Genomic DNA, 23,286 nt, shown 5'->3' on the forward strand with positions numbered 1-23,286 from the left:
TCGGGCAGGAGGATGAATGGTTGCCACCGCCAACGCACTATGACTTCAGGGTAAAAAACAAGATTCACCACCAGAGTGTAAGCGAGGCAACATGATCAAAAACCCTGACTGGTGGCGCGGCGCCGTCACCTATCAAGTGTATCCACGCAGTTTTTATGATTCGAATGGCGATGGGATCGGCGATTTGCCGGGTGTCACCGCCAAGCTGGATTACATTGCCAGCCTGAACGTGGATGCGATCTGGCTGTCACCGTTTTTTACATCGCCAATGAAAGACTTTGGCTATGACGTCGCTGACTACCGCAATGTGGACCCCATATTCGGCACCCTGAGCGATTTCGATACGCTGATTGCCGAGGCCCACAAACGGGGTCTTCGCATTATGATTGACCAGGTACTCAGCCATTCTTCGGATCAGCATCCCTGGTTTGTCGAGAGCCGCGCAAGTCGCAGCAATCCAAAAGCCGACTGGTATGTATGGGCAGACCCGAAAGAAGATGGCACCGTACCAAACAACTGGCTATCGGTATTTGGCGGTCCAGCCTGGAGCTGGGACAGTCGTCGCAAGCAGTATTATCTGCATAACTTCCTTACCAGCCAGCCCGATCTGAACTTCCATAACCCGGAGGTACAGGAACAGGTTCTTTCCGATGTGCAGTTCTGGCTTGACCGGGGCGTCGATGGATTCCGCCTGGACGCGATCAATTTCTGCTTCCATGACCGCAAGCTAAGAGACAACCCGCCTGCCAGCACCGTGGCCGAAGGTTCCATCGGGGTTCGCAAAGAGAACCCCTACGCGTACCAGCTGCATCAGTTCGACAAAACACAGCCGGAGAATATTGCCTTTCTCAAACGGCTCCGGGCCCTGCTTGACCAGTACCCTGGCACCACCACCGTTGGTGAGATCGGCGATGACAACTCGCTGCAAACCATGGCGGATTACACCAGCGGCGGTGACAAGCTGCACATGGCCTATTCATTCGACCTGCTGACTGAGCAACACGGTGCGGACTTTTTCCGTAAAACCGTCAACACCATTGAAGAAAAGCTTACCGATGGCTGGCCCTGCTGGGCAATTGGCAACCATGATGTGACCAGGGTAGCGACCCGATGGGAAGCGAAATCTGAACAGCAGCTAAAGGCCTACATGGCCATGCTTCTGACGCTGCGCGGCAGCGTTTGCATTTATCAGGGCGAGGAGCTGGGGCTGGCCGAAGCCGAACTGGCCTATGAGGATCTGGTAGACCCCTATGGCATCAACTTCTGGCCGGAATACAAAGGTCGTGACGGATGCCGCACGCCAATGGTGTGGCATCACAAGAAGAGCCATGGCGGCTTTTCCGATGCGCGCCCATGGCTGCCGGTTTATGATGATCATTATGGCGCCGCCGTCGCCGTCCAGCAGGATGCAGACAATTCAGTACTGGAAGCCTATCGCGCCTTTCTCGCGTGGCGTCGGGAGCAACCGATACTGCTCAAGGGAGATATCCGCTTTCACAAGGCACCGAAAAACACCCTTGTCTACTCGCGCAGCTACCAGGGGGAAACCTTACTGATTGCCCTCAATCTGAGCGAGCGGCCAGTCACTCTGACATTGCCGAAAACGACGCCCCTGGCAGGCACACCGGACTTTGTCGGTGGCCAGTGGCATGGACAGGAACTGCAACTTGAGGCCTGGGGCGTAGACATCGCCCGGGGCTGAGATAGCATTACACAGATCAAACAAGAAGAGGCTAGTTATGGCCAGCGTAACCTTACGCAACATCTGCAAGAGTTATGACGAGACCCAGGTTACACGTAACGTGAACCTGGATATTGAAGACGGCGAGTTTGTGGTCTTTGTCGGTCCCTCCGGCTGTGGAAAATCCACGTTGCTACGCATGATCGCCGGACTGGAGGACATCACGTCCGGCGACATGTACATCGGCGACAAACGGGTCAACAACCTGCCACCCAAGGAGCGGGAAGTGGGCATGGTTTTCCAGTCATACGCGCTCTACCCGCATATGGACGTAGCGGAGAACATGGCATTTGGTCTGAAACTCGCCAAGACCAATAAGGCGGAAATTTACCGCCGGGTCGAGGATGCCGCAAACCTGCTGCAGCTGGACAAACTGCTGGAACGCAGGCCCAAGGACCTGTCCGGCGGCCAACGCCAAAGGGTTGCCATCGGTCGCACCATTGTTCGCGAGCCAGCGGTATTCCTGTTTGATGAGCCGCTGTCCAACCTTGATGCGTCATTGCGCGTACAAATGCGTATCGAGATTTCCCGGCTGCACAAACGCCTTGACGCCACCATGATCTACGTAACCCACGACCAGGTGGAAGCCATGACCATGGCAGACAAGATCGTAGCCCTGGACAATGGCGCCATCGCCCAGGTCGGCAAGCCCATGGAGCTCTACCACTACCCCGCAACACGTTTTGTTGCCGGCTTTATCGGCTCCCCGAAGATGAACTTCATCGACTGTACGGTCGCATCCGCAAGCAGCCAGTCCGCAACCATTGTGATGCCTGGCAACCACCACCTGGAGCTGCCAGTGAACGGCTCCGAACTCACCGAGGGTGAAACGGTTACCCTGGGCATCCGCCCAGAGCATCTGAGCGAAAACCAGGAGGCGGATATGTACCTGGAAGGTGAAGTTCACGTGGTCGAGCGCCTTGGTTACCAGACTCTGGTACACCTGGTCATGAACAATGTGGACGGTGTCATCACGATGCGGACCGACGGCGGAAATCCAGTACAGGAAGGGGCCCCGGTGACCCTGGGAATGAATGCCAACAAGTGTCACCTGTTCCGTCAGGATGGCAGCGCCTGCCCCCGCCTATTCCAGGAACCCTGCATAGATTTCTGATTCCCCCTGAAAGCTCCCCGGGGCCGATTCGGCCCCTGTTCCATTCGATCTGTCGTCACCCTTAACAGGGTTCCCTTTGGGCCGGTTCCGTCACGTACCGGCCCCTTTTTTGCACCCACGCCCGAATCTGCTTTTGATCGACGAACCGGGAAGACCAAAAAAGCCCGGTCAGTAGGGGGGATTCAGCCTGACCGGGTCGCGAAAGTTAACGCTGGAAGACGCGGAGATCGCGGAAAGGCCGCGCGGGATCTTCCGTCACGGCCAGGGAAGGGACTTCAGAGAAGCCAGGAGGACAACGAGGGCATCATCCCTTGACGCCACCGGCGGTCAGACCGCCCACAATCCATTTCTGGCAGTAGAGGAAAATCAAAGTAATAGGAAGGCCGGATAGCACCGCCGCCGCGGCGAAATCGCCCCACAAATAGTTTTGCTCATAGAGATACTGTTGCGCACCCACCGCCAGCGTCAGCTTGTCGGTATCAACGAGCAGCACCGACGCCATCGGGTACTCCATGATGGTCATGATAAACGCCAGAATGAACACCACCACCAGGATCGGCACGGACAGCGGCAGCAGTATGTAACGGAACGCCTGCCAGGTGGTCGCCCCATCCACGATGGCCGCCTCCTCCAGGGAGCGATCGATAGAGTCGAAGTAGCCCTTGATAGTCCAGATATGCAGCGCCATGCCCCCCAGCGAAGCAACGATCACCGCCCCATGGGTATTCAGCCCCAACCAGCTGACGTGATTGCCTATTTTGTCAAACAGGGCATACAGCGCCACCAGGGACAACACCGGTGGAAACATCTGGAAGATCAGCATGGACTTGAGCACAAAGCCCTTACCGGCAAAGCGCATGCGGGCGAAGGCGTAGGCGCTGGTGGTGGAAAGCGCCAGGATCAGTACTGCCGAAACCACTGCGATCTTGATGGAATTCCACAGCCAGAGCAGCACCGGGAACGGCGGCTGGGTCACCGTACCGTCTTCGCCGGTATAAGGTATTCCTAGCGCCAGGTACCAGTGTTCAAGGGAAGGATTCTCCGGCAGCAGGCTGCCGGACGCAAAGTTACCGCTGCGGAAGGAGATGGAAATCACCATCAGCAGTGGAAAGAGAATGATCACGATGAACCCGAGCATCCCGAGATGGGACGCCAGAACTCGATATTTGGTGGAGCGCGGTTGAACCATCGCCATGGGTAGCTCCTTATACTTTCACTTTGGACAGTTTCAGGTTGATCAGCGACAGAGCGCCAACCACCAGGAAGATGGCTGTGGCAATAGCAGCCGCCAGGCCAAAGTTCTGTCCGGAATCCTGGAACGCAATGCGGTAGGTGTAACTCACCAGCAGGTCTGTAGTGCCTGCGGGTGTGCTGGCGCCGATAATATCGGGGGCACCACCAGTCAACAGGGCGATCAGGACGAAGTTATTGAAATTGAACGCAAAGCTTGCGATCAACAGCGGCATCAGTGGCTTGATGATCAGCGGCAGGGTGACATTGAACAGGTTGTTCACTGGCCCTGCCCCATCCATGGCGGATGCCTCATAAAGATCCCGTGGAATTGCCTGCAGCAGGCCCATGCAGAGCAGCATCATGTAGGGATAGCCAAGCCAGGTATTCACGATCAGGATCATCGTGCGGGCCAGTGCCGGGTCGCTGAACCAGTCCGGACGCATCCCGAACAGTCCTTCCAGCACCAAGTTGATTTCACCGAAGTTCTGGTTGAACAGCCCCTTGAACACGAGGATTGAAATGAAGGCCGGCACGGCATAAGGCAGAATCAGCATGGTGCGATAGAAGCCTTTACCACGGATCTGATCCCACTGCAGCAGGTTCGCCAGAAGCAACCCAAGTGCCAGGGTAAACACGACCGTCGCTACCGCAAAGGACAGCGTCCAAACGAAGATCTCAAAAAATGGCCCGCGAATAGTGGGGTCAGATACCACCTTCAGGTAGTTGTCCCAACCAATATTTACTGTCCAGCCTGGTGACAGGCTGTCACCATCGGCGCTGCGGTAAAACCCGGTGTCGTGATCGGGGAAATAGGTTACGTCCGTCTGGTTATTGGTAATACTGCCGTTATCGTGCAGCGTGTACTGGTCATGAATCGCGGCGAATGAACGCAGGCTGGCCATGCTCAGCTCGCGTCCGTCTTCGGTCAGCAGGTTCAGACTGCCCAGATTCGAACGAAGCTGGATGATATCCCGCATAGCCAGAGATTCTCCTGTCGGCCTCTTTGAGGCGGGTAGCACAGGCACACTCGCTTCCGAGCCGTCCAATTCCAGGGGAGGCGTGACGAGATCCTGGTGTTCCCCTTCCAGGTAAACCACATACCCGGCATCGGTCTGGTAAAGACCGTAATCATAGCGAATGGAATCGGACTGATAGGTCCGCCCCATCAGGTTATCCTGCACTTGTTCGAAGCTCAGGAGATTACTGGCACTGTAATTGGTAAAACCAATGCCTACGGTGTACATCAGCGGGAAAATAACAAACAGCCCCATGCCAGCAATGGCAGGAAAGATGTAGCGGTGGGCGTATAGCTTCTTATTAACGAAGACAAATACTGCTGATGCGGTCAGCACCAGGAACAGCATCGCAAACACAAATTCCTGCTGGGCATAGAGCGCCAGTATCAGGTAGAGCGCCATTCCCACCAGCGCGGCCAGAACGCCCCACTTCAGAATTATTCGCATCATTGGAAGTCTGCTTTCGGGTCCGTAGGAGGACAGGGATTCCGTTATCATTGTAGTCAGCCCGTTTAAAGCCGTCGCCACAATCGGCGGTGGCAGATATTCAACAACAGGTCAGCACAACCCGAAACGCCGCCAGCCCGTTGGCGGACGACGCTTCCGGCTCCACATTATCGTGTAATGCGCTGTGCTGCTGAGTTCAGGGCATCCTCAACGGATTGTCTTCCAGAAGTGATGTTCTGCAGAGCTGGCCCCATGGATGACCAGAACGCGCCCATGGCGGGCACACTCGGCATAGGCTCGCCCAGTTCGGCGTTTTCGAAGGTAGCAGCGATGTTGGGATCAGACGACAGCTCGTCCATGAATTCCTTGTTGGCTACGGCACCCAGGGGCACGTCGTCATTAACCATTTTCAGCCCCTTGACCGATAGCGCGTAGCTCTCCAGGAACTCAACGGCCAGGTCCTTGTTTGGACTTGCGGAATTCAGCGTTGCCGCCATGACACCCACCATTGGTTTGCTTGGCTGGCCGTCAACGGTCGGCAAGGTGGTTACACCAAAATTGATACCGCTTTTCTCCAGGTTACCCCAGGCCCAGGGGCCGTTGATCATCATGGCAACCTCGCCCTTATTGAAACCGGACTCCATGGCGCTGTAGTCCGCACCGCGCGGCATGACGCCTTCTTCAATCAGGGTTGCAAGCATGTTGCCCCCTTTCAAGGCACCCTCGTTATTTACGCCTGTGTCCTTTACGTCATAGCTACCATCTTCGTTCTGGGCGAAGATGTAGCCTCCGGCCGCGGCAACCATCGGCCAGGTGAAATAGGTGTTGTTGTAGTCCCACAAAATGGCGCGTTTGCCCTCTTCCGCCAGCTTCTTGTGAATGGCTGGAATGTCCTCAAATGCCTGGGGCGGCTCTGGAATCAGATCTTTGTTGTAGATCAGGCCGATGGACTCAACGGCCATGGGGTAACCGTACATCTTGCCGTCAACTGTCACCGCATCCCAGGTAAAATCGAAGTTCGCGTCGATAACACTCTGTGATGGCTTTACTTCAGAGATAATGCCACTCTGGGCCCATTCACCAAGCCGGTCGTGGGCCCAGATAAAGATATCCGGGCCATTACCGGTGGCGGCAGACTGCTGGAATTTGTCAGTGGCGCTGTCAGGGTGAGCTACTTCAACAGGGATGCCGGTTTCCTCAGTGAACCAGTTTCCAACTTCCTGCAGGCCATCATAGCCCTTGTCACCGTTAATCCAGACCAGGAGCTTGCCCTCATCTATTTCGGCGTGAGCGGGGGCAGACAGACCAAAGGTTGCTGCAACAATGGAAGCGGCGAGTGTGCTGCGGATAAAAGTTCGACGATTCATCAGGTAATTCCTCTGCTTGTACTTGCCTTATTCTTGTTGTCCGTCCTCGCATGAGGTTGGCCGGACGGGCTTAACGCAAATCTTTCTATTGCGAGTAACCCAACTGTGTTGCAATTTTCCGTCGCTGGCATCAGCCCTGATTTCATTCCCTAAGGCGTAGAATGGGGGAGTAGTGAGGCGTAGTGAATTCCGCCTACCACCCACCCTCCGGGTCTGGTTTGATTACGGTAAGACAACAATAAATGGAACCGGAGCCCTTTGCATGAACAAGCACCCCAAAAACATCAGGTTAACCGTAAGCCTTGCGACGTGCCTGTCCCTTGCCGGCTGTGCCGGAAGCCAGTATGAGACCGTCGCCCCGCTGTCTGAAAGCCCAATCAGTTCAGTCAATAATGGCCTGTGTACCGCTACGCAATCAGAGATGACGATTCCTGTTGGCGACACCTTCGCCGATGGTGACTGGGTGCGGGACTTTTACAGCGGCGACAAAGCCCGGGTGGAAAATGGCGAAGTAACCCTTACCCCCGCCCCGGCAGCAGAAGGCCTGATACTGCTTGAGGCCGCTGATGCTGGTCAAAAGAGCTTTAATTGGGCCGGTGCCACGGTTTATTTTACCGTGACCGATCGATTCGCCAACGGCCGTACCGATAATGACAGCAACTACGGGCGAAAACCCGACGGCAAGGACGAAATCGGCACCTTCCACGGCGGTGACTTCGCCGGCCTGACCGAAAAACTGGATTACCTCAAGGAACTGGGCGTTAATGCCGTTTGGATCACCCCGCCCTTCGAGCAGATTCACGGCTGGGTTGGTGGTGGCGACCGGGGCGATTTCCAGCACTATGGTTACCACGGTTACTACGCCCTGGATTTTACCCAACCGGACGCCAATTTCGGCACCCGTGAAGAATTCCGCACCCTGGTGGAAGAAGCCCATGTCCGCGGTATTCGCGTGGTGATGGACGTGGTCATGAACCACCCCGGCTACGCCACACTCCAGGACATGCAGGGGTTTAGCTTCGGCGGACTGCGCGAAGGGTTCGAAAAACACCTGCCGGAACAATGGGGCGAGTGGCAGCCGGAATCCTGGGAGAATTTCCACGCCTACCACGCGCTGATCGATTACGATCACCCCCACTGGCGCAACTGGTGGGGCAAGGACTGGGTCCGTGCCGGCATCGGGGACTATGACACACCGCCGAATGCCTCCATCGACCCGGTACGCGGCTCGCTGGCCTTCCTACCGGACTTCAAGACCGAATCGGACAAAGCGGTTGACCTGCCGTTGTTCCTCCAGAACAAGGAAAACACCCGTGCCACGCAACTTGATGACGCAACCGTCCGGGATTACCTGATCACCTGGCTGACAGGCTGGGTGCGTGAATTTGGCGTTGACGGTTTCCGGGTGGATACCGCCAAACATGTGGAACCGGCAGCCTGGCAGGCACTGAAAACCCAAGCCCAGAATGCGCTGGACACCTATCGCAGCAACAACCCCGGGCAACCGTTGCCTGCGGAGGACTTCTGGATGGTAGCCGAGGTTTTCCCCCACTCGGTGACTCGCAGTAGTTACTTTGATTCCGGCTTCGACGCAGTCATCAACTTTGATCTGCAGGAAGAAGCCCATGCCGGTGCTACCTGCCTGCCTGAGATGGAGGCCATCTACAGTGATTACTCGAAGAAGATGAACGGCGACAATCCGTTCAACGTAATGAACTACATTTCGTCCCACGATACCCAGTTGTTTAGTCGAATCGACGATAATGATCCCGCCTTGCAGAAGCGTGTAGCCAGCGCCCTGCTGTTTACACCGGGAACCAGCCAGATCTTCTATGGGGATGAGACCGGGCGCGAGTTCGGGCCTACCGGTTCAGATGGCCACCAGGGAACCCGATCCGATATGAACTGGACCGATATCGAAAGTGGCAAGGCAGACCCAGTCCTGTCCCACTGGAAGAAGTTGGGGCAGTTTCGCGCGCGCCATCCAGCCATTGGTGCAGGGGCGCATACACGCCTTAGCGCAGAGCCCTATGTTTTTTCAAGAATCCACGGCGACGACCGCGTGGTCATCGCCTTCGGCAAGGAGTAACCGTGCAAAACACCCCAACAGCAGGCTTTACACCGGAAACACCCCTGATTCTGGGGATGATGCGGCTCCACGATCATCCCGAGCTCACCCAACCGGCGAAGCTGGCCGACTGGGTATCAGCACGCGTGGATGAAGGGCTGAATGTGTTCGACCACGCCGACATCTATGGCGCCGGCGAATGTGAGAGGCTGTTCGGTGACGCACTGCGCGCACACCCGACTTTGGCCAAACAGGTTCGCGTTATCACCAAAGCGGGTATCGTACCGGCTGGTCAGGACAGCTCACCCTGGCAAGTGAAACACTACCAGGCAGAAGCCGGATACCTGGCGAACGCCATCGACAAGGCCCTGTCGTCACTGTCCGTGGAGCAGATTGATACGTTTCTGATCCATCGGCCCGACCCGTTGCTGCAGGCTGACGACGTCGCCCGTGTGCTGGAAAATGCGGTATCAGCGGGAAAGATACGCCATATTGGTGTGTCCAACTACCTGCCGGAACAGTGGCGATGGCTGGCCCGGAATACCAGCCTGCCACTGGTGTGCAACCAAAGCCAGTTGTCCATTGCCCACACTGTCCCACTGTTCGATGGCACACTGGAAGCACACCTGACTGACGGGATGCGCTGGCTGGCCTGGTCTCCGCTGGGTGGCGGCAATCTGGCGGAGCGGATTCCCGCCGATCTGCTCGACAGAGCGCGCGAGGAAACCGGACTGGATGAAACCGCCCTCGCCATTGCCTGGCTACACCAGATTCCCGGATCACCAGTGCCGGTGCTCGGTTCCATGAACCCTGACAGGATCCATTCCGCCACTCGCGGCGCCCAGAGCCCGTTGCCCCGCCCGCTCTGGTACCGGCTTCTTGAATCCGTTCGCAAAACGGCGGTCGCCTGATACAAGGGGCATCGTTACTGTTGGTCAACAGCGTTATACTCAGGTGAATGAACGAGTAGATGTGCCAGGGAACGACCGGATAATGAAAGCACTACAGACAGATTATGATGTCGTCATTGTGGGCGGCGGTGTTAATGGCACGGGCATCGCCATGGACGCTGCCGGTCGGGGCCTGAAGGTTTTGCTGTGCGAGATGAACGATCTTGCATCCGCCACGTCCTCCAACAGCAGCAAGCTTATTCACGGAGGGCTCCGATACCTGGAGCACTACGAATTCAGACTGGTACGGAAGGCTCTGGCCGAACGTGAAGCACTGCTGAAGAATTCGCCCCATATCATGTGGCCCATGCGCTTTCGCCTCCCTTACCGAGAGCATTTGCGCCCCGCCTGGATGATTCGTACCGGCCTTTTCCTGTATGACCATCTGGCCAAACGCGAACTCCTCCCGGGCTCCCGTTCCATCCGATTTGACGCCGACAGCCCCCTGAAACCTGAAATCACCCGGGGCTTCGAGTACTCGGACGGCTGGGTGGACGACGCCCGCCTGGTGGTTCTGACCGCCCTTAAAGCACAGGAGTGCGGCGCAACCATACTCACCCGGACCAAATGCGTCCACGCGGAACGGGGCAACGACCAGTGGCGCGTTACACTGGAAAACACAACCAACGGCACAACCCGGACCATCTCTGCCCGGACCATCGTCAATGCCTCTGGCCCCTGGGTCAGCCGTCTGTTCAGTGACGCATTCTCCATGCCCGCCCCGCGGATGATCCGCATGGTCAAAGGCAGCCATATTGTGGTGCCGCGCCTGAACAAGGATACCGAGGCCTACATTCTGCAGAATGAAGACGACCGTATCGTCTTTGTGATCCCCTACGAAGATCACTTTTCATTGATCGGCACTACCGATGTGGAGTATGAAGGCGATCCTCGCAAGGCAACCATTTCAACGGACGAAACTGACTATCTCCTCGACATCGTAAACGCCCACTTTAAACACCAATTGACGACAAAGGATGTGGTCTGGTCCTATTCCGGCGTTCGACCGTTGATGGACGATGAACAACAACCGGCCCAGAAAGCCAGCCGTGACTACTCGTTCGAGGTGGATGCCTCTGATGAAAACGCGCCGGTTATTTCAGTATTCGGCGGCAAGATCACCACTTACCGCAAACTCGCCGAAGCGGCCACCGACAAACTGTGCCAGTTCTTTCCGAAAACCGGTCCGGCCTGGACCCGGAACGCCGTACTTCCGGGTGGTGACTTTACTGACCAGATCGACCTGTCCGCACAACTGAAATCCCGGTGGCCATGGTTGCCTGAAGAGCTATTAAACCGCTACGTGAGGACCTACGGTACACGCACTCACCAGGTTGTGAATGGAGCGACTGATCTGGAATCCCTGGGCAGACGGTTTACCGGCAACCTGTACCAGAACGAAGTGGATTACCTCGTGTCGGGGGAATGGGCCATAACGGCAGAAGATATCCTCTGGCGGCGGACCAAACAGGGGCTTTACGCCACGGCAGAGGACGTCGGGGAACTGGCTTCCTACCTCAAACTCAGCACCGGAGTATCTGCTGAACCCGTTTCTGAAGCTGAGGAATGACGTCCTGCTCAAACCAGGGATTACGCCGCAGCCACATATTGTTGCGGGGGCTGGGATGGGGCAGCGGCAACACGCTGGGCCAGTCTTTTCTCCACTCTTTTACATTGTCGGTCACTGACTTTTTCGGGTCCGACAAATGCCAGGCATGGGCATACTGCCCGATGACCAGTGTCAGCTCTATGTGGTTCAGCCTCGCCAGCAGTGCTTCTCGCCAGGTTGGCGCACACTCGGGGCGCGGTGGGAGGTCACCGGACTTACCGGTACCCGGGTAACAGAACCCCATGGGCAGTATCGCCAGCTTGCTCTCATCGTAAAATACGTCCCGGCTAATGCCCATCCAGTTGCGGAGACGATCGCCGCTGGGGTCATTGAACGGCAACCCGGTTTCATGAACCCGCCGGCCCGGTGCCTGCCCGACCACCAGTATTCTTGAGCACTCGCTGAGCTGAATCACCGGCCGGGGCCCAAGTGGCAAGTACTCTGCACACAATGTGCATTGGCGTACCCTGGCGACTAACTCGTCAAACGAGAGAGAGGAGTATGCCTCGGTCATGATTGTTTCCTGACTTTTTTGATCGCATACATGGCGTCGTCCGCTCTTGCCAACAGCTTATCCGGATCCCTTTCCCCTGGCCGACTGGCAACACCGCCCACGCTCGCGCCGCCGTAATCAAGTGTCAACTCCGGCAAAATAAACTGGCCGGTCGTTACTGATCTGAGTCTGCCGAGGAAAGCCTCGAGCTCTAATGACTCCCCCTCGGCTCCTGCCGATGACAACACCACGAATTCGTCACCACCGTAACGACTGACCAGGTCCCCCGCACGTGTCGCCTCCCGCAAACGCTTTGCCATGCCCTTAAGAAGGTGATCACCTGCTTCGTGCCCATGCTGGTCGTTAATGTACTTGAATCCATCCAGATCGATAAAGGCCACATAAACACAACTGCCATTGCGCTCCGCGGCGGCCAGCATTCGCGCAAGCTCCTCCACCAGGTATCGACGATTGGCAAGCCCGGTAAGAGGATCATGGAGAGCGTAGACAACGAGTTCCTGATTGGCACGTTCGAGCTGCGTGAGATATTCCAACCGATCGGCCAGCAGAGACAGATAATTGGAACAACTGATGATAATCTGCCGGTTATTCTCCGGTTCGGTCAGCACCTTTTCCTGAATCAGGAGAATACCTGCCACCCGGCGACCACGCGTCTCCACGCTGATCAGAGCGGCGCTTGCATCGCTCGACAAACCTGCCTCTGACTGGAGACTCTCTAATAGCCCCACTTCAAGGGCGCTGACAAATGGATCAGGATGAGCACGATTATTTAGCGAATCCGTCAGCGGGATCAGGTCGACTACCTCGCGGATCCTGCCCAACCAGGCGTCTCCACCATCAACCAGAGTATTGACGCCTTGCGCGGTCTGGACAAAGGGCACCGCCCTTACCCACTCCCCACTTTCTTCGAGCAAGCCGGCGGCACCGATCAGGGCGGAATCAAGCGTATACGACCGGAAACACAACTCGCCGATTTCAGCAATCAACGATAATGACTCCAGCTTTTTCTCCGCCCTGCGCGCTCGCCGGACCGAATCCCTGGCGGCAGCATCCCTGGCGATCTGATAGGCAATCAGCTCGGAACAGAGTTCCAGCACATCCAATACTTCCGGGTCGACTGTTGAAGAACAGCTGCTCGCGCCGCAAAGGGTGCCGTAGATGCTCCCGTCGAGATTATTAACAGGGACAGAGAGATAAGTCTTTAGGCCCAAATCCTTTGCAGCCTCGGAGTCTCCCCAGATTTTTCCAACATCATCAGTAAAGTATCGCCGTTCATCCATTGCCCGCTTGCACAAGGTATCCGCCCAGGGCACCTCCATTCCCTCAGGCAAGTTAATACTTCCGGAATTGTCCGAAAAAAGAATCGTTTGAACGCCTTTCGATTCATCAATCACTGTCAGATAGGTCGATTCAAGACCGGTGATACGCTGCAAAAGCTCAAGAATGGGACGGGTCAGCTGCTCGAGGTTCTCGGCGCCGGACAATGAGCGGGCGAACTGGGAAATTAAAAATTCCATAAAAGGGGAACACTGCTCGTTATGATAGTTGTGTGATAGGTACAGGTGTTCTCGTCACTTTGTATCTCCAGAATAGCCCCTTCGAAAAACAAGAGATAGCCCCCAGGGAGATTGCCAGCCCCTTTTGGTTAGCTCACTGCGCCAGGACATACCGACGCTTGCATAACCTTCCGGTTAACGTCACCTTAAAGCCAGCTCTCGTATCCAACAAAACCGCCACTTCCCCCCTGACTAGAAGGACGGCCGCTATGAATGCCAAGTCTGACATTGCACCGAATCCAACTCTGGACGAATTCCGCAAGGTGGTCCGCAGCCGGCGATCGGTTCGTCGGTTTACCAATGAGCCGGTGCCCCAGGATGTGCTGGACGATTGCCTGGACCTGGCCATGCTGGCGCCCAACTCCAGCAACCTGCAGCCCTGGGAATTCTTTGTAGTAAGAACCCCGGAACTGAAGGACCGTCTCGCCGAGGCCTGTCTTGGTCAGAACGCTGCGAAAACCGCCCCGGTGCTGATCGCGGTCGTTGCCCGCACCGACACCTGGCGCCAGCATTCGCGCATGGCACTGGAGCAATGGCCCGAAGAAAAACTGCCGGGGATTGTGGAAAAGTATTATTCAAAGATCGCACCCATTCATTACAACCAGGGGCCTTTCGGACTCCTGGGTATTGCCAAGAAGACGGCTGGGCTGGTCGTTGGACTCTCTCGTCCGGTTCCAAGGGGGCCCTACTCGATCAACGAAATGAAGGTCTGGGCGACCAAGTCAACTGCCCTCGCAGCGGAGAACCTGATGCTGGCGCTCAGAGCACACGGTTACGATTCCTGTCCTATGGAAGGGTTCGATGAATACCGGGTGCGGCGGTTGCTGTCGCTACCGGAAAAAGGACTGGTAACCATGGTGCTGGCGGCGGGCAAGCGTGCCGAAAAAGGGGTTTACAATCGCCAATATCGATTCAATCAGGATGAACTGGTTCACTATCTCTGAGTGGCTATGTTGCAACGCTCCTATAGCGCTGCAACACATTTCCCACCCTACACTTCCGGATTCGTCAGCGCTTCTGCCGCTCCTAACAGACCGGTATAACCTTCGGTGACCACGTAAACCGGTGTCGCCTCGAGCAGAGGCCGCATACGTCCTTTATCCTCGAAGCCTTTCTGGAATGGGCTTTCCAGGAAGAAATCGATAAAGCGTGGGAGGATACCCCCGCACAGATAGACACCACCCGTGCTGCCCAGGGTCAATACGCCGTTGCCGGCAACCCGTCCCAGAATTTCACAGAAATGACGGAGGGTATGTCGCGCAAGCGAATCCGACTGTTCCAGCGCTGCTGCCGTTATTTTCGCCGGCGCATCCAAAGGAGCCGCAACACCCTGTATCTCGGCATGAGCCTGATAAAGGTTCAGCAACCCCTGGCCACAGAGAATCCGCTCCACAGACACCCGACCGAAACGAGCCTTGAGGATCCGCAGTATCGCCATCTCGGTATCGTCCGTAGGCGCAAAATCCACATGGCCGCCTTCCGTCATTAACGGTACCCAGCCATCCTGAAGTGGCACCAGACCGGACACCCCAAGACCCGTGCCCGGGCCGATCACCAGCCTCGGCCGGTGGGCATCACCGGGACCACCACAGACGTGAATCAGCTTTTCAGCGGCGACATGGGGAACCCCAAGCGCCATCGCTGTGAAGTCATTGATGACTTTGAATGCGCTCCAACCAAACTGTCGGCGCACTTCCTCACTGTCAAAGCGCCAGTGATTGTTGGTCATCCGCACCTTGGTGCCTGAAACGGGTGAGGCCACTGCCAGGCACACATCCTGGACTTCCCCTATCCCCGACCGCTGCAAATAATCGGCAATGGCGGAATCGAGGTTGTCATAATCGCTGCAAGCCAGAACCTCCACCGCCTCCGGCGCGAAGTCACCGGAGCGCACGAGGGCAAACCTGGCATTGGTGCCCCCGATATCCCCTACCAGGGAGTAATTCATCGTTGTCATGCTTCATGATTCCAGAAAAAGCTGGCGCCCTCCTCGGGGGTGCTGGCCGCACGACGCATCCAGCCAAACATCTCCCGACCGTAACCATGATGATACCCGGTCAGATCTGCCTTTGCAGATTCACGGGCCGCAAATTCCTGCTGATCCACCTCGATGGACAGTCTGCCTCTCTCGGCGTCCAGACAAACCAGGTCACCGTCTCTGACCCTGGCAAGTGGACCACCATCCAACGCTTCCGGGTATACATGAATGGCAGCAGGTACTTTACCGGAGGCGCCTGACATACGACCATCGGTGACCAGGCCGACCTTGAATCCCCGATCTTGCAGCACGCCCAGGTACGGCGTCAGCTTGTGCAACTCGGGCATGCCGTTGGATTTCGGCCCCTGGAAACGAACAACCACCACGCAATCCTTATCCAGGTCGCCGGCCTCAAAAGCCGCTTTCAGCTCGTTCTGGTCATTGAAGACAACGGCTGGCGCTTCCACCGTGCGATGCTCCCTGGCGACGGCAGACACCTTGATCACACCCCGACCCAGGTTGCCGTCCAGCACTCTCAGACCACCATCCGGTGCAAACGGCTCCGTCGCGGAACTGAGCACATCGGGCCGCAGGCTTTTCTCGGGTGCTGGCAGCCAGATCAGTCTATCGCCCTCAAGATCCGGCATTTGGGTATAACGCTCAAGTCCATGCCCTACCACGGTTTCCACATCATTGTGGAGGTAACCGGCGCTGAGTAACTCACGAATCAGGAACGGCGTGCCGCCAGCCTCGTGGAAAGCGTTTACATCTTCCTGACCGTTGGGATAAATACGGGTCATTGATGGCACAACGGAGGACAGCTCCGCGTAATCATTCCAGTCGATGATGATGCCCGCTGCCCGCGCAATGGCGATCCAGTGAATAGTGTGGTTGGTGGACCCGCCAGTCACCAACAGGGCAACGAGGGCATTCACGATGCTCTTCTCATCGACCATGTCACCCAGGCCAAGCTCACCACCGTGGGGTTTGGAAAGCTTGATGACCTGCTCCGTGGCGGCACGTGTGAGCTGGTCGCGCAACGGTGTATTCGGGTTTACAAAGGCCGATCCCGGCATATGCAGGCCCATCACTTCCACCAGGAGCTGATTGCTGTTGGCCGTTCCGTAGAAGGTACAGGTGCCAGGGCTGTGATAGGACTTGCTCTCGGCTTCAAGCAACTCATCCTTACCCACTTTGCCTTCGGCATACAGCTGGCGAATCCGCTGCTTCTCCTTATTGGGTAGCCCTGAAGGCATCGGGCCGGCTGGCACAAGAATGGCAGGTAGGTAGCCAAAGCTCAGGGAGCCGATCAGCAGGCCCGGCACGATCTTGTCACAGATACCCAGCAGTAGCGTGGCGTCAAACATATTGTGACTCAGAGCCACCGCCGTGCTCATGGCGATGGTGTCCCGGGAAAACAGGCTCAGCTCCATGCCGGGCTGCCCCTGTGTTACCCCGTCACACATGGCGGGTGTGCCTCCAGCAAATTGCGCAACCGACCCCATACCACGAGCGGCCTCACGAATCGCATCCGGGAACTTTTCGTAGGGCTGATGGGCCGAAAGCATATCGTTGTAGGCGGAAACTATGGCCACATTCGCCTTGTTCATGAACTTCAGGGTGTCTTTGTCTCCCTGATTACAGGCGGCGAAGCCATGGGCCAGGTTACCGCAGGAGAGTGAACTCCGATGCGGCGACTGGGCTTTGAGCTCATTCATACGACTGAGATAGTCCTGCCGGGTGGCACGGCTGCGCTCAATGATTCTCTGAGTCACTTTGTCAACGGTCGGGTGCATGATGGACTCCATAGCAAATATTATTAACGTCGTCATTTTTAGACGTAATTTTACTTTCTTTATTGGATGATTTCACCCACTAATCGTTCATTTCTTCTCTTTTTGTTGTTATATTTACTACATTAGACCTAGGCATCGTACAAAAAACAACCACAAGAGGAGTCAGAAAATGACTATTCGCATCGCAATCAACGGTTTTGGCCGAATAGGCCGCAATGTGCTTCGCGCACTTTACGAAAACAACTACCGGAATCAGCTTCAGGTTGTCGCGATTAACGACCTGGGCGACGCCGAAACCAATGCGCACCTGCTCAAGTATGACAGCGTTCATGGCCGCTTTGATGGCGTGGTCAACCATGATGCAGAGTCGCTGACGGTCAACGGCGACCGTATCGCCATCACCGCCATCCGGAACCCTGAAGAGTTGCCGTGGAAAGACTTCCATATTGACGTCGTCTTCGAGTGCACCGGTCTCTTCACCAAACGCACACAGGCTCAGGCGCATCTGAACGCTGGCGCCCGCAAAGTGATCATTTCCGCACCCTCGCCCGACGCCGATGCCACCGTGGTTTACGGCGTTAATCACGAAAGCCTGACTGCGAGCGACGACATCATTTCCAACGCCTCTTGCACCACTAACTGCCTGGCCCCGGTGGCAGAAGCACTGCATAAGGCCGTTGGCATCGAAAGTGGTCTGATGACCACCATTCATTCCTACACCAATGACCAGAAACTGAGCGACGTATACCACTCGGATCTGTACCGTGCCCGCTCCGCAACCCAGTCGATGATCCCCACCAAAACCGGCGCAGCTGCCGCTATCGGCAAGGTCATTCCCGAACTTAACGGCAAGCTGGACGGACTGGCTGTCAGGGTACCCACCATCAACGTATCGCTGGTTGACTTCGGCTTTATTGCCAACCGGGAAACCTCCGCTGAAGAGATCAACGAAGCGGTCAGGATCGCAGCCCAGGACAACCCCATACTGGGTTACAACACCGAAAAACTGGTCAGCGTAGACTTCAACCATAGCGCGCTTTCCAGTGTTTTTGACGCTAACCACACACGGGTGCTGGGCCGTCACGTAAAAGTCATGGCCTGGTACGACAATGAGTGGGGTTTTTCGAACAGAATGCTGGATAATGCCATCGCCCTGATCAAAGCCGGCCAGTAAACCTGGCCGGCTTGCGTGAATCCGCTACCCTTTCGGAAAGCCTCTCATCAACCATAGGACACCAAACATGCTCAGGCGTACCAAGATTGTCGCCACGCTCGGACCCGCAACCGATTCCCCGGAATCCCTCGCTGCCATAATTGAAGCGGGCGTTGACGTAACCCGACTGAACTTTTCCCATGGCAGCGCCGAAGAGCACATCGACCGTGCTCGCCGCGTTCGCGAAACAGCGGCCAGTCAAAACCGTTTTGTGGCACTGCTGGCAGACCTTCAGGGCCCCAAACTTCGCATTGCCCGCTTTACGGACAATAAAGTCACCCTGAAGGTTGGCCAGACGTTTGTTCTGGATGCCGGGATGGATAAAGAAGCAGGCACTGAGGAACGGGTGGGTATCGATTACGAGCAACTCATTCAGGACGTGGAGCCCGGCGACATCCTGGTTCTGGATGACGGTCGCATCGAGATGGAAGTGACATCGGTAGACGCCAGCAGCATTACTTCCACGGTCCTGATCGGTGGTCCACTGTCCAATAATAAGGGCCTGAACAAACGTGGCGGCGGCCTGTCCGCCGAAGCCCTGACCGAGAAGGACAAACAGGACATCGTGACGGCAGCTCGCCTTGGTGCGGACTATGTGGCGGTTTCTTTCGTTCGAACCGCAGAAGACATGCATACTGCCCGCCGACTGCTGAAGGAAGCCGGCTCCGATGCGGGACTGGTCGCCAAGATCGAACGCGCGGAACTGGCCCATGACGTGGACGCCCTGGACGCTGTGATCGAAGCCTCCGATGCCGTGATGGTCGCCCGTGGCGACCTGGCTGTGGAGATTGGCGATGCCGAACTGGTCGGCGTACAGAAACACATCATCTCCCGCGCCAGGGTACTGAATCGCGCCGTCATCACCGCCACCCAGATGATGGAGTCAATGATTACCAGCCCCATGCCCACCCGGGCCGAGGTTTCCGACGTAGCCAACGCGGTCATGGATTACACCGATGCGGTCATGCTGTCCGCGGAAACCGCCGTTGGTGACTACCCGACGGAAGCCGTGGAGGCCATGGTGCGCATCTGTCTGGGCGCGGAAAAGCAGCCTTCCATGCACCAGTCGAAGCACCGGATTCATGAGAGCATGGAGAAAGTGGACGAAGCAATTGCGTTGTCTGCCATGTACGCCGCGAACCACCTGGAAGGCGTATCCGCGATCATCTGCATGACCGAAACCGGCGCCACGCCACGACTGATGTCCCGCATCAAGTCTAGCCTGCCGATTTTTGCCTTTTCCCGCCACCACTCCACCCAGCACCGGGTTGCACTGTTCCGCGGCGTTCAGACCGTGCCGTTTGATTCGGCGAAGATCCCCAACGAGCGAACCAATGCGCTGGCAGTCTCCGAACTGATCAGCCGACAGGTGGTCAAAGAAGGTGACCTGGTAGTGATGACCAAAGGCGATTACGTCAATGCCCAGGGCGGAACCAACACCATGAAGATTGTGCGGGTTGGACAGGATATCCGCTAATTTATCTCCCACAATCTTTATAACGATCAGAAAACCCATAAAAAAGGGCCCCGAAGGGCCCTTCATATTCCTCCCTTGATCAGGCTGATCCTACCTGCTGGGAAACCGGCCGAAACAACACAGAGCTGACCTGGTGAGGCTTGGTGATAGTAGCTTGCACCGGCCTGGCCTCGGTTACCTCAAAAACGTGGTAGGCCTCCGGGCCAAACGGATCGAGCGCGGTATCCAGGTACTGGTAGCTGGCCGGCACCGGATCGCCCGAATACACCACCAGAAATTGCCGCTCGACCACCGGAATATCGACATTCAGGGGCTGCTCCACCCAGAGATAAACACCTTTCTGAGGTACTACGTACTCGCAGCGAACCACACGATACCCCTCCCGGAGCTTCAGAGTATTGGGTTCTTTACCGCTCTCAAGACGAAACTTGTGGATCGTTTTCATGGTCGGTTCTCCTTTTGTGGAACACACAGCCATCATCCACAATCAATAAATCGAAAGGAACATAGTTTTTTCTGGTTTATTGCTCGGTATTTTCGATCTTATCGTCCAGCTCTGGCCGCTCTAGCAGCAATTCCGCTACCGCCGCATTGTATCCACCCCGGGCACGAGTAACTGCATACAGGTTATCCCTCACCTCCTGAATACTGGCAACGTGAACCACCCGGTACTGCCGACATACTTCCTCACTGATGGCGGTGGGTGCCGCAAAATAACCTAACCCCTCCCGGCCGAAGACCTTGATTAGCGCACTATCATCCACCTCGGCCACCACTTTCACCCGAATGTTCTGGCTGGAGAACCAGTTCATCAGAGCGCTGATATAAGGCGCATCCAGGGAGGTCGCCAGAAACGGTTGCCGGTCAAGACTGGCGGGAAAATCGGCCGACAGACTGGCGGCGAGATCCGGGGCCGCGAATAGCGACATGGAAGAGCTCGCCAAACGATGGCTGCGAAATTGGCCCGCCTCCGCAGACGCTGGCTGCCGGTCAGTCAGTACGATGTCCAGCTCCCGCTGGCCAAGACGCTTCAACAACTCCGTGGTATCTCCGGTACGGCAGTTCAGCCGCACCTCCCGGGAAAGGGAAAGGGCGGGCGCGGTCAAATGGTAGGCAATCAACTTGTGAATAGACGCGGCAATGCCGACGGACAGGCTCAGCGGTCTGTTCTCCGGCGGCTGCCGAAGCACATCCGTCAGCGCCTGGGCGGTCTGGAACATCTCATCCGCGTAACTGAACACGGTTTGCCCGAAGTCCGTCAGCTGCAATGATCGATTGGCACGACGAAAAAGGGCATTGCCCAAAGCAGATTCGAACGTGGCCAACTGACCACTGAGGGTCTGGGGGGTGAGGCTGAGGTTCTCTGCCGCACGAGCAATGGACCCATCGCGCGCAATCACCCAGAAATAATAGAGGTGGCGAAAGTTCAGGTTATCCATCCACAACATTACTCACGTTATGAGAAGCAATGCCTATCCTGCCTGAAAAACCTGAACTTACGCTACTGGCCGAACCGTATTACCATTCGAAAATCACATCATTTTTGTCAAATGGTACAGCCGAGAGTGACCGTTAGAGCATGCCGCCGCTACCGGATCCTTTCACTGATCCCTTCACGCTGTTCTGCATCTCACCCTTGATACCGTCGGAAACAGACGTTCCCAGCTGCTGATTGGATTCCGCCCGAATCTCGGCATTTCCAGCGCCTTTCATCCGCTCCTGCGCTTGCTCGCGCTTTGCGCTGGCCTTTTCAGAGCCTGCCTTCGCAGAGGCACTGGCCTTGTTGCGGGCCTTCTGGCCTGCTTCAGCGCCGGCACTTACTGCCTGGTCAGCACTCTGGCGGGCCTGGTTACTGACTGCCTTACCCTTCGCACTGGCGTTATCACGAACCGCTTGACCGTCGACGCCACCTTCCGCCTTGACTGATGCGCCACCCTTGGCAGAAACGCCGTTCTGAGCGCTGGCCTCAGCACTCATGTTGGTCTGTGCCTGTGCGTTGGCATTGGCTGAGCCTTCTTGAGCCAGAGCACCGGTGGATAGGATGGAGCAAATTGCGATGGTCAGTACATGCTTTTTCATGGATACGTTCTCCTTTTTTACCATTCCTGGTTGGTATGCATTAGGGAGGACGGCTGACGAGAGGTTTTTGTTCCAAAAAATAGCGAAACAGTGGAAATTAGCGGTTTAAATCCAGCTTGTGTACCAGACTTTGTTTCACAACAGATTGCCAGTTAGTGGCGGGCGCGAAACAGGAACTCCCCCGCCAGCATGTCATTGCGAACGGCCTCCAGAATAGAGGGATCCATGGTGTCTTCCCGCAAATCGTGCAGACCACAACTCGCCAGAGCCTTACGTACCCGCACGCTGGGCCCCAGATATTCATAGAGTACCCGGGCGCAACAAGGCATACGTTCGCTGTTATCAGACACACCGATCTTGAGTCCCGTGAGCCGGCTCAGCCGGTTGCGGAAACTGGGGAACAGGATGGTCTGGGTAATTTCGTGGCGGTTCAGGGTCTCATAGTCCACAAGGAACAACCGGTCCGTCAGCAGGTAGGCCACACCCTGGTACTGGTTGTGACAGAACGGTTCATGCTTGCTCGGACGCATCCGTTCGGTACGCTGGAACACCACCTGGTCGCCCCGGCGTTCCAGGCAAACCAGGTTCTGTAAAACCTTCCCCGGCGTGGACATCGACAAATAGTATTCGAAGTAATAGCCGAGATAACGGTCTATATCGTTGCGCCCCTCCTGCCCCAACTTATCCAGATGTTCGAGGAAGGTTTCATCGTCCCCCTGCCGTTTCTTCTCGGGAACGGGCCTTACCCGCACCAGCCGTTGAAATTGCCAGTGCGGCAGTGCAATTTCCTGTTCATCAACCCCGAAGAAGTCGCACAGGCGGCGCAGGATATTCGCCGAGGGTTTGTGCTGCCCGCTGAGGTAACGGTTAAATTGCGGACGGTTGATGTCCAGACGACGGCACACCTCCGCAATCGACTTGTAGTAGCTGCACAGCAACCTCAGGTTCTGCGCCAGGTCCTGATGCGTGCTGGTGTCGCCCATCGTACTCGCCCTCTCATCCGGAAGCACCAGCCTGCGCTGGCGCGTTTTGGCGCTAATGGTGCGACATATCGCACCAGGTTGACGCCAGTCTACGAATTCTACCAGTTGCCCCAGGCTGGTTAAATGCAATCCCCTGACAAAAACA

The 23,286-nt window shown here is 56.4% G+C and carries 19 protein-coding genes; 8 read left to right on the forward strand and 11 right to left on the reverse strand.

Annotation, left to right across the window (positions count from 1 at the left end; all coding sequences use genetic code 11):
- Positions 1-91: 91 nt before the first annotated feature.
- Positions 92-1,702 (forward strand): alpha-glucosidase family protein, encoded by a 1,611-nt coding sequence (locus tag MARLIPOL_RS09330; RefSeq protein WP_012137812.1) that lies wholly within the window; start codon positions 92-94, stop codon positions 1,700-1,702.
- 37 nt (positions 1,703-1,739) lie between these two features.
- Entirely contained in the window at positions 1,740-2,855 is a 1,116-nt protein-coding gene (gene malK, locus MARLIPOL_RS09335; RefSeq protein WP_012137813.1) for a maltose/maltodextrin ABC transporter ATP-binding protein MalK, read from the forward strand.
- A gap of 304 nt (positions 2,856-3,159) precedes the next feature.
- On the opposite strand, the gene malG is transcribed toward malK, so the two are convergent.
- The 3 genes from malG to malE form a co-directional block, all read right to left on the reverse strand.
- Complete coding sequence (malG, locus tag MARLIPOL_RS09340) at positions 3,160-4,050, reverse strand: maltose ABC transporter permease MalG (RefSeq protein ID WP_012137814.1); 891 nt, start codon at positions 4,048-4,050, stop codon at positions 3,160-3,162.
- Positions 4,051-4,060: 10 nt separating this feature from the next.
- Positions 4,061-5,554, reverse strand: coding sequence for a maltose ABC transporter permease MalF (malF, locus tag MARLIPOL_RS09345; protein ID WP_012137815.1), 1,494 nt, complete (start codon positions 5,552-5,554; stop codon positions 4,061-4,063).
- Between the two features lie 164 nt (positions 5,555-5,718).
- Positions 5,719-6,918: a maltose/maltodextrin ABC transporter substrate-binding protein MalE gene (gene malE, locus MARLIPOL_RS09350; RefSeq protein ID WP_012137816.1), complete on the reverse strand. Its 1,200-nt coding sequence runs from the start codon at positions 6,916-6,918 to the stop codon at positions 5,719-5,721.
- Between the two features lie 262 nt (positions 6,919-7,180).
- Between malE and MARLIPOL_RS09355 the strand changes: the two genes are divergently transcribed.
- The 3 genes from MARLIPOL_RS09355 (at position 7,181) to glpD (ending at position 11,506) form a co-directional block, all read left to right on the forward strand.
- On the forward strand, positions 7,181-9,007 hold the full coding sequence (locus tag MARLIPOL_RS09355; RefSeq protein ID WP_012137817.1) for an alpha-amylase: 1,827 nt from the start codon (positions 7,181-7,183) through the stop codon (positions 9,005-9,007).
- 2 nt (positions 9,008-9,009) lie between these two features.
- On the forward strand, positions 9,010-9,897 hold the full coding sequence (locus MARLIPOL_RS09360; protein WP_012137818.1) for an aldo/keto reductase: 888 nt from the start codon (positions 9,010-9,012) through the stop codon (positions 9,895-9,897).
- Positions 9,898-9,979: 82 nt separating this feature from the next.
- On the forward strand, positions 9,980-11,506 hold the full coding sequence (glpD, locus tag MARLIPOL_RS09365; protein WP_012137819.1) for a glycerol-3-phosphate dehydrogenase: 1,527 nt from the start codon (positions 9,980-9,982) through the stop codon (positions 11,504-11,506).
- On the opposite strand, the gene MARLIPOL_RS09370 is transcribed toward glpD, so the two are convergent.
- Both MARLIPOL_RS09370 and MARLIPOL_RS09375 read right to left on the reverse strand, forming a co-directional pair.
- Entirely contained in the window at positions 11,460-12,059 is a 600-nt protein-coding gene (locus MARLIPOL_RS09370) for a uracil-DNA glycosylase family protein (RefSeq protein ID WP_036191021.1), read from the reverse strand. The genes glpD and MARLIPOL_RS09370 overlap by 47 nt on opposite strands.
- A complete protein-coding gene (locus MARLIPOL_RS09375; protein ID WP_186008479.1) occupies positions 12,056-13,543 on the reverse strand; it encodes a sensor domain-containing diguanylate cyclase in 1,488 nt (495 codons plus the stop codon). Before MARLIPOL_RS09375 ends, MARLIPOL_RS09370 begins: the two co-directional genes overlap by 4 nt.
- Before the next feature lie 281 nt (positions 13,544-13,824).
- Between MARLIPOL_RS09375 and MARLIPOL_RS09380 the strand changes: the two genes are divergently transcribed.
- Positions 13,825-14,559 carry a nitroreductase family protein gene (locus MARLIPOL_RS09380; protein ID WP_012137822.1) on the forward strand — a complete coding sequence of 245 codons (735 nt, stop codon included), beginning with the start codon at positions 13,825-13,827 and terminating at the stop codon, positions 14,557-14,559.
- A gap of 47 nt (positions 14,560-14,606) precedes the next feature.
- Here MARLIPOL_RS09380 and MARLIPOL_RS09385 read toward each other — a convergent pair whose 3' ends face one another.
- On the reverse strand, positions 14,607-15,572 hold the full coding sequence (locus MARLIPOL_RS09385; protein WP_012137823.1) for a glucokinase: 966 nt from the start codon (positions 15,570-15,572) through the stop codon (positions 14,607-14,609).
- Positions 15,569-17,389 carry a phosphogluconate dehydratase gene (gene edd, locus MARLIPOL_RS09390; protein WP_012137824.1) on the reverse strand — a complete coding sequence of 607 codons (1,821 nt, stop codon included), beginning with the start codon at positions 17,387-17,389 and terminating at the stop codon, positions 15,569-15,571. Before edd ends, MARLIPOL_RS09385 begins: the two co-directional genes overlap by 4 nt.
- Positions 17,390-17,558: 169 nt before the next feature.
- Between edd and gap the strand changes: the two genes are divergently transcribed.
- Entirely contained in the window at positions 17,559-18,563 is a 1,005-nt protein-coding gene (gene gap / locus MARLIPOL_RS09395; RefSeq protein WP_012137826.1) for a type I glyceraldehyde-3-phosphate dehydrogenase, read from the forward strand.
- A gap of 67 nt (positions 18,564-18,630) precedes the next feature.
- Positions 18,631-20,079 carry a pyruvate kinase gene (pyk, locus tag MARLIPOL_RS09400; RefSeq protein ID WP_012137827.1) on the forward strand — a complete coding sequence of 483 codons (1,449 nt, stop codon included), beginning with the start codon at positions 18,631-18,633 and terminating at the stop codon, positions 20,077-20,079.
- A gap of 79 nt (positions 20,080-20,158) precedes the next feature.
- Here pyk and MARLIPOL_RS09405 read toward each other — a convergent pair whose 3' ends face one another.
- From MARLIPOL_RS09405 to MARLIPOL_RS09420, 4 genes are all read right to left on the reverse strand, one after another.
- Positions 20,159-20,524, reverse strand: coding sequence for a DUF7352 domain-containing protein (locus MARLIPOL_RS09405; RefSeq protein ID WP_012137828.1), 366 nt, complete (start codon positions 20,522-20,524; stop codon positions 20,159-20,161).
- 76 nt (positions 20,525-20,600) lie between these two features.
- On the reverse strand, positions 20,601-21,518 hold the full coding sequence (locus MARLIPOL_RS09410; protein ID WP_012137829.1) for a LysR family transcriptional regulator: 918 nt from the start codon (positions 21,516-21,518) through the stop codon (positions 20,601-20,603).
- Positions 21,519-21,651: 133 nt separating this feature from the next.
- Positions 21,652-22,158 (reverse strand): hypothetical protein, encoded by a 507-nt coding sequence (locus MARLIPOL_RS09415; protein WP_012137830.1) that lies wholly within the window; start codon positions 22,156-22,158, stop codon positions 21,652-21,654.
- 152 nt (positions 22,159-22,310) lie between these two features.
- On the reverse strand, positions 22,311-23,141 hold the full coding sequence (locus tag MARLIPOL_RS09420) for a helix-turn-helix domain-containing protein (protein ID WP_012137831.1): 831 nt from the start codon (positions 23,139-23,141) through the stop codon (positions 22,311-22,313).
- Between the last annotated feature and the right edge of the window lie 145 nt (positions 23,142-23,286).

The organism is Marinobacter lipolyticus SM19 (genome assembly GCF_000397065.2).
GTDB lineage: Bacteria > Pseudomonadota > Gammaproteobacteria > Pseudomonadales > Oleiphilaceae > Marinobacter > Marinobacter lipolyticus.